Raw genomic sequence first — 5460 nt, forward strand, 5'->3', positions numbered from 1 at the left:
CCCGATCGGGAGACCGCCTTCGGCGTATCCGGATGCCTGTCTAGGCGATGTTGTCCTTGTCGATGACCTCGCCGGTGACGATGTCGTCGTTGCGGGGCCGGGCGCCGGGGCCGAAGGTCGAGGGCATCGTGGCGGTGACGAGGCGCTTCTGCACGAGCGTGGCCAGCATCCGCCGGAAGAGCGGGCGGGTGAACGGCAGGATCAAGACGATGCCGAAGATGTCGGTCACGAATCCTGGGCTGAGCATCAGCGCGCCGCCGAGCAGGATCAGGGCGCCGTCGGCGATCTCGTTGGACGGCAGCTTGCCCGAGGAGAGCGCCGTCGTCAGCGCGTTCCAGGCGCGGGATCCCTCGCGACGCATCAGCCAGGCACCGAAGATCGAGTCGGCGATCAGCAGCAGGATCGTCCACCACACGCCGATGACCTGGCCGACCTGGATGAGCACGAACAGCTCGGCCAGCGGCATCACCAGGAACAGCAGCACCAGCACCCAGGAGAACCTGCGGCGGCGTGTCGTGGTCATCGGCGGCCTCCCACGAAGCGGTCGAGCCCGAAGCGACGCAGCAGGCGGAGCAGCTGATCACGGCGCTCGGCGAGGCCCCAGCGGGTCACCCGGCGCATCGACTCGGCGGCGACCGCAGGGCTCATCTTCGACTCGCCCCGGACCCGCTCGATGAACTGGATCGGGACTTCCTTGACGGTGAGGCCGGCCCGCAGCGTACGCGTCACCATCTCGGTCTGGAAGACGTAGCCGGTCGACTCGACGCTGTTGAGCTGCAGCTTCTCGAGCGTCGTACGTCGGAAGAGCCGGTAGCCGGCGGTGGCGTCGTGGACGCCGATGCCGAGCAGCAGCCGGACGTAGAAGTTGCCACCCACCGAGAGCAGCCGCCGTGACAGCGGCCAGTTGACCACCGAGCCGCCACGGACCCAACGGGCGCCGATCACCAGGTCGGCGGAGGTGAGCGCCTCCAGGAGCAGGTGGAGCTCCTCGGGCTGGTGGGAGCCGTCGGCGTCCATCTCGCCCACGACGTCGTAGCCCTGCTCGAGCGCCCACCCGAAGCCGTGCAGGTAGGCGGCGCCCAGCCCCGCCTTCTCGGTGCGGTGCAGCACGTGGATCTGCTCGTCGTTGTCCGCGAGCTCGTTGGCGATCGTGCCGGTGCCGTCGGGCGAGCCGTCGTCGACGATCAGTACGTCGACCCGCGGCTGTGCCTTACGCAGCCTCCCGACGATCCAGGCGAGGTTGTCCGCCTCGTTGTAGGTCGGGATCACCATCACCGCTCGGCCGATCTCGGTCCAGGGTGGAAGCTGCTCGTTCGTCACGTACGCCGGCCTTGTCAAGGATTGGGGTGGAAGTCACAGGATATCCGTCCCCCGGTCGAACCCAAGATCCTCGCGCCGTGAAGACCAAGGCCAGGATCAAGCGGAGGTGCTGCGCGAATTGCGAAGCAATCGCCAACAACCCAGCGCCGGAGCGTCCCTCGTCTGGACGCAGCGCAGCGAGGAGCGCCAGCGACGAGCGCAGTGGAGGAAGACGAGGATCAAGCGAAAGCGCTGCGCGAATTGCGAAGCAATCGCAAAAAAGTACAGAGCGCGGGAGGACCAAGACGATCTTCGGGCCGTTCCGATCCCTGCTGGCTGCAGGGAGACGATCGTTGTCTAAGGGCGCCTTTGCCCTCCCGCGTTGCCCTCGCGGCCGATGACCGCGCCCGCGAAAACGGAACGAAGGTATGCCTGGCTCGACACCCCCCGACCCGATTCGTCGAGCGCCGGTCCGCCAACCGCGACTCTGCCTGGGCGAACGCTGCCACCATCACCCGTTCGCTCTGCGTAAGTCAACAAGCCGCTGACCTGCGAAAACAGATGTTTCCGCAGGTCAGCAACAGCCTGCTGAGCCCGAAAAAGTGAAGAATTCCCGAGGAACCCCGGCGTGTCGCGTGCGCGTACTCATTTCGCCGATCAGGGAACGACGACGGTGCCGCGTGCGGAGGTGGCGAGGATCGGCTCGGACAGTATCTCAGCAGCCCCCGGGCGGGCTTCGGTGGCGGCTCCACGGGCGACGACGTACACAGCGAACTCCATCACTCGGGACCGCGTCCCGGCCTTGATCAGCTCGCAGGTGATCTCCAGGACGTCGCCAGCGCGGACGGGTGCTTTGAACTGCACGTCGTCGTAGGAGGCGAACAGGCCTTCGTCGCCGTCGGTGAGGATGCACATCTCGGTCGCGACGTCACCGAAGAGCCCCAGGCTGTAGGCCCCGTCGACCAGGTTGCCGGCGTAGTGGGCGTGGGAGTACGGCACGTAGCGGCGGTGGACGACCTTGGTGCCGATGCTGGGCCTGCCTTCTGGTGAGGTCATGCGGCGGGCTCCTTCGAGGTGGTGCGATGGACGAGGTAGGAGGCGACCTCGGCGGGGGTGGTGCCGCGGCCGAAGATGCGGTCGACGCCGAGCTCGGCGGTCATGGACTCGTCGAACCGGGGCCCGCCGGCGACCAGGAGCGGCCGCTCCCCTGCCGGATAGGCCTCGCGGAACGCGGCGGACATCTCCCGGGTGTTGAGGAGGTGGGCGTCGCGCTGGGTGACGACCTGGGAGACGAGCACCGCGTCGGCCCGCCGGGTGACGGCGGCCTCGACGAGGGCGGGCACGGAGACCTGGGCGCCGAGGTTCACGACCTCGATCTCCTTGTAGTACTCCAGCCCCTTCTCCCCCGCGAACCCCTTGATGTTGAGGATCGCGTCGATGCCGACGGTGTGGGCGTCGGTGCCGATGCAGGCACCGACGACGACCATCGGCCGCCGCAGCGTCTCCTTGATCACCGCGTTGGCCTCCTTCGGCGTCAGCAGCGGGAAGTCGCGCTCGACCACCTGCACCCTGTCGGTGTCGACGAGGTGGTTGACCTGGCCGTAGACGACGAAGAAGGTGAAGTCGTCGCCCATCGGCTTGGAGTGGACGACCATCGCGGGCTCCATGCCCATCTTGTTGGCCAGCTGCAGCGCGGCGCCGTCGGCGACCTTGCTGTGCTTGATCGGCAGCGTGAAGGAGATCTGCACCATCCCGTCGCCGGTGGTGTCGCCGTACGGCCTGATGATGCTCACTTGTCCTCCAGACTGGGTTCTTCCAGGATGTCGCTCGCGGGGTTGTAGTACGCCTCGGACTTCTCGGCAACGCCCTCGAGGCCCTTGCCGGCGTCGGCGGGCCGCTTCATCAGGCCGAAGGTGCCGTCGGCGATGGCGTCCAGGAGCCCGTTGGGCTCGTCGATGATCTTCTCCAGCAGGTCGATCGACTCCCCCAGCACCTCGCGCGCCCGGTTGGCGATGAACCCGTCGGGGGCGGGGTGGAAGTCCTCACCGAGGCGCCCGGCGGCGTCCATGACGTACCGCACGTTCTGCAGGGCCAGGTCGCGGTCGGAGAGCCAGGGCGTCACGACCGCCTCGGTCATCATCCCGACCAGCAGGATGCCCTGGTCGGTCATCGCGCCGGCGAGGTTGAAGAACCCGTCGAGCAGGTAGCCCTTGAAGATGTCGCCGGTCATGTGCCGCGTCGGCGGCATCCATTTCAGCGGAGCGTCCGGGAAGATCGTCTTCGCCAGCAGCGCGTGCGCGAGCTCGAGGCGGAACGAGTCCGGCACGTCGGGGTTGATCTCGAAGGCGTGGCCCAGACCCAGCTGCCAGTCCTCGAGGCCCGCCTCCTTGGCGAAGTACTCGTTGAGCAGCTGCGAGGTGGTCACCGTGTGCGCCGCCTCGACCGCGTCGGCGGTGGTGAGGTAGTTGTCCTCGCCGGTGTTGATGATGATCCCTGCGCGGGCGTGAATCTGGCGCGAGAGCCGCTGGTCGACGAACGTACGCACCGGGTTGATGTCGCGGAACAGGATCCCGTACATCGAGTCGTTGAGCATCATGTCGAGCCGCTCCATGCCCGCCAGCGCCGCGATCTCGGGCATGCACAGCCCGCTCGCGTAGTTGGTGAGGCGTACGTAGCGGCCCAGCTCGCGGCTCGTCTCGTCGAGTGCCGCACGCATGAGCCGGAAGTTCTCCTGCGTCGCGTACGTCCCGGCGAACCCCTCACGGGTGGCGCCCTCGGGCACGTAGTCGAGGAGCGACTGGCCGGTCGAGCGGATGACCGCGATGATGTCGGCGCCCTCGCGGGCGGCCGCCTGTGCCTGCGGGATGTCCTCGTAGATGTCGCCGGTCGCGACGATCAGGTAGATCCACGGCTTGCGGGGCGCGTCGCCGATCTCGGCGATCATCCGCTCGCGGGCGACCCGGCTGGCGTCGAGCCGGGCGATGCCGACCCCGACCGCCTCGCGGGCATGCTTCGCGGCGAGCTCGGCCTCGGCACCTTCGGGCAGGTGGAAGGTCACCTGCCCGGCAGCGGCCTCCTCGGCGAGGCGGGTCAGGTCGTTGCCGTGGGCCGCCAGCGCGTGCCACACCGGCAGGGCGATCCCGTGCTCCAGGCCGACGTCGGCGCGCACCGCGTCGACCAGGTGGTTCACCCACGGGGTGCCGTCCGGGTCGGCGCCGGCGAGCCCCGCCAGCCGCAGCGTGGCACGCTCGACGGCGACGGTGGTGTGCTTCGTCGCCATCTCGACGATCGGTTCGCCGGCCTTCGCGGCCAGTGCGCGGGCTCTGGCGATCGTGCGTGGGTCCAGATCGAGTCTCACTGGGCCAGTCTCCCTTCGAACAGTGCCCGGACCCCGGCATCGGCGCGGAGAAGATCCAGGGCGTAGACAGCGTGGCCGGGGACGTAGCCGTTGCCGACGAGCATGGTGACGTCGGCGGCGAGTCCCTCGGCGCCCAGCGCGGCGGCGGAGAAGGAGGTCGCCATCGAGAAGAAGACGACGGTGCCCTGGTCGGCGGTGGCGAGGATGGCTCCGCCCTCGCAGCCGGGCACGTCCACGCAGACGACGGTGACGTCGGCGGGGCCACCTGCCGAAGCGGAGCCCGAGGCGAAGGGCGCAGCCTTGGCGACCGCGTCGCGCAGGGCGACCGGGTTGCGGGCGTCGGCGACGACGACCTCGTCCGCGAGGTCGGCCTCGCGAAGTCGGGATGCCTCGGCCTCGGTCGGGACGATGCCGATCAGGTGGCCGGCTCCGGCATCCCGCGCGGCGGCCAGCGACAGCGACCCGGACTTCCCACCGCCACCGATCACGGCGACCACGCCGCCCTGATAGCGCTCGGACACGACCCGCCGGGTCAACGCCGGGGCACCGCACACGTCCATCACCGACAGCGCCAGCTCCGGGGCGAGGTCGTCGGGCAGGACCGCTGCGATCGAGCGGCCGAACAGGATGGCATAGCCGTCGCACGGCACCTGCTCGGAGTCACCGCCCCAGTCGGCGAGGCCGTCCTCGATCACCAACGGGGTCAGCGTCAGCGACACCAAGGTCGCGACCCGGTCGCCGACCTTCAGCCCCAGAGGCGAGTCCGGGCCGGCCTCCTCGACGACACCGACGAGCATCCCGCC

At 69.0% G+C, this 5460-nt stretch carries 6 protein-coding genes; all 6 read right to left on the reverse strand.

What is annotated here, in order from left to right; translation table 11 throughout:
- Positions 1–40: 40 nt before the first annotated feature.
- Positions 41–523 (reverse strand): FxsA family protein, encoded by a 483-nt coding sequence (locus tag ACFVJS_RS26080; RefSeq protein ID WP_378886427.1) that lies wholly within the window; start codon positions 521–523, stop codon positions 41–43.
- Positions 520–1272, reverse strand: a complete 753-nt coding sequence (locus ACFVJS_RS26085; RefSeq protein ID WP_378886437.1) for a polyprenol monophosphomannose synthase — start codon at positions 1270–1272, stop codon at positions 520–522. Before ACFVJS_RS26085 ends, ACFVJS_RS26080 begins: the two co-directional genes overlap by 4 nt.
- Before the next feature lie 684 nt (positions 1273–1956).
- Positions 1957–2355 carry a hotdog domain-containing protein gene (locus ACFVJS_RS26090; RefSeq protein WP_378886430.1) on the reverse strand — a complete coding sequence of 133 codons (399 nt, stop codon included), beginning with the start codon at positions 2353–2355 and terminating at the stop codon, positions 1957–1959.
- Positions 2352–3092 carry an OAM dimerization domain-containing protein gene (locus ACFVJS_RS26095; protein ID WP_378886432.1) on the reverse strand — a complete coding sequence of 247 codons (741 nt, stop codon included), beginning with the start codon at positions 3090–3092 and terminating at the stop codon, positions 2352–2354. The genes ACFVJS_RS26090 and ACFVJS_RS26095 overlap by 4 nt, the downstream gene beginning before the upstream one ends.
- Positions 3089–4657: a lysine 5,6-aminomutase subunit alpha gene (locus tag ACFVJS_RS26100; protein WP_378886434.1), complete on the reverse strand. Its 1569-nt coding sequence runs from the start codon at positions 4655–4657 to the stop codon at positions 3089–3091. Before ACFVJS_RS26100 ends, ACFVJS_RS26095 begins: the two co-directional genes overlap by 4 nt.
- Positions 4654–5460 (reverse strand): L-erythro-3,5-diaminohexanoate dehydrogenase (locus ACFVJS_RS26105; protein WP_378886436.1); only part of this gene is annotated, 807 nt, incomplete at its 5' end. The genes ACFVJS_RS26105 and ACFVJS_RS26100, both read right to left, overlap by 4 nt.

The organism is Nocardioides sp. NPDC057772 (assembly GCF_042798075.1).
Classification (GTDB): Bacteria; Actinomycetota; Actinomycetes; order Propionibacteriales; family Nocardioidaceae; genus Nocardioides.

Coding starts and splice junctions, on each gene's coding strand:
- ACFVJS_RS26080 (WP_378886427.1), bottom strand. CDS start 523: ATGACCACGACACGCCGCCGCAGGTTCTCCTGGGTGCTGGTGCTGCTG.
- ACFVJS_RS26090 (WP_378886430.1), bottom strand. CDS start 2,355: ATGACCTCACCAGAAGGCAGGCCCAGCATCGGCACCAAGGTCGTCCAC.
- ACFVJS_RS26085 (WP_378886437.1), bottom strand. CDS start 1,272: ATGGTGATCCCGACCTACAACGAGGCGGACAACCTCGCCTGGATCGTC.